The organism is Streptomyces sp. (genome assembly GCF_019510245.1).
GTDB lineage: Bacteria > Actinomycetota > Actinomycetes > Streptomycetales > Streptomycetaceae > Streptomyces.
Window position 1 is genome coordinate 1 of record NZ_JAEKKT010000551.1, and the last position, 1,029, is coordinate 1,029.

General features: G+C 70.1%; 2 protein-coding genes and 1 pseudogene. All 3 read right to left on the minus strand.

Annotated features, from left to right (window positions below; translation table 11 throughout):
- Positions 1 to 238, minus strand: a pseudogene (locus tag JF597_RS55335) (acid phosphatase); the annotation flags it as partial.
- Between the two features lie 231 nt (positions 239 to 469).
- Positions 470 to 856 carry a VOC family protein gene (locus JF597_RS55340; protein ID WP_294014878.1) on the minus strand — a complete coding sequence of 129 codons (387 nt, stop codon included), beginning with the start codon at positions 854 to 856 and terminating at the stop codon, positions 470 to 472.
- Positions 857 to 867: 11 nt separating this feature from the next.
- A partial coding sequence (locus JF597_RS55345; protein WP_294014881.1) for a helix-turn-helix domain-containing protein occupies positions 868 to 1,029 on the minus strand: 162 nt, incomplete at its 5' end.

Sequence of the window (1,029 nt, forward strand, 5' to 3'; positions counted from 1 at the left end):
CGCCACCCGCCTTGAGGGTGTTGTTGAGGTAGGGGGCGCTGGAGCTGCCGATGACCTGCGAGTAGGCGTGGTTCTCCAGCACCACGACCACGACGTGGTCGGGGGTGGGGAGAGCGGCTGCCTCGGCGGTGGAGGCCGTTGCGGCCCACACGCCGATCGAGGTGGCGGTGAGGGCGAGGGCTCCGGCGAGTGCGGAGAGGGAACGTCGGTTGCGCTGCGGTGCCTTGACGGCGGCCATGACTGTCCTCCGGACAGAGGTGACGGACGTTCGGGGGAGCGGCGCCGCAACCCTAGGAGCCTTCGGCCGGGTCCGCGTGAAGGCCGGGCGAACCGTGGGTTCCGCCGGGCAAAGATCACCCCATGCACAGGTCACGCACAGCAAAGCGCGGGTCAAGTCGCCGCCGGGCGGGCGCGATTCGACGGGCTGTCATCAGCGGGTGCCGTCAGCGGATGTCATCAGCAGATGCCGTCAGCCCTCGTCGATGAGACAGAACTCGTTCCCCTCGGGATCGGTCAGCACCAGATGGTCCGGGTACCGGTCCCGGACCGTCGCGCCGAGTCCGACGAGCCGCTCGGCCTCCGCTTCCCTGTCCGTGACGGAAAGGTCCAGGTGGACCCGGTTCTTGCAGCTCTTGCCCTCCGGCACCAGCTGGAACCAGAGCCGGGGCCCGCCCCGCGAGGACTCGACGAGCACGGTCGGGTCGTCCTCGACGTCGGTGATCCCGAGGGCCCTCAGCCGGGCCAACTCCTCGTCGTCGTACGGGGCGACGGCACAGCCGTCCAGCGCGGCCGCCCAAAACCGCGCCGTGGCGGCGGGGCGGGCGCAGTCGAAGACGATGTCTCGCAGTCGGGCCATTCGGCGCACTCCTAGAGAAGTTCCGTCCGGAACGCCGCCGGCGTCATGTCGGTGTGCTGATGGAAGAACTTGGAGAAGTTCGCGGCGTCGGGAAACCCCACCGCCGCCCCCACCCGCCCGATCGGCAGGTCCGTGTGGGCGAGCAGCCGCTTCGCCTCCAGCACGACCCGCTT

What these genes read in the sequence shown, in the direction of transcription:
- JF597_RS55340 (WP_294014878.1), bottom strand. Translation starts at nt 856, where the DNA reads ATGGCCCGACTGCGAGACATCGTCTTCGACTGCGCCCGCCCCGCCGCC.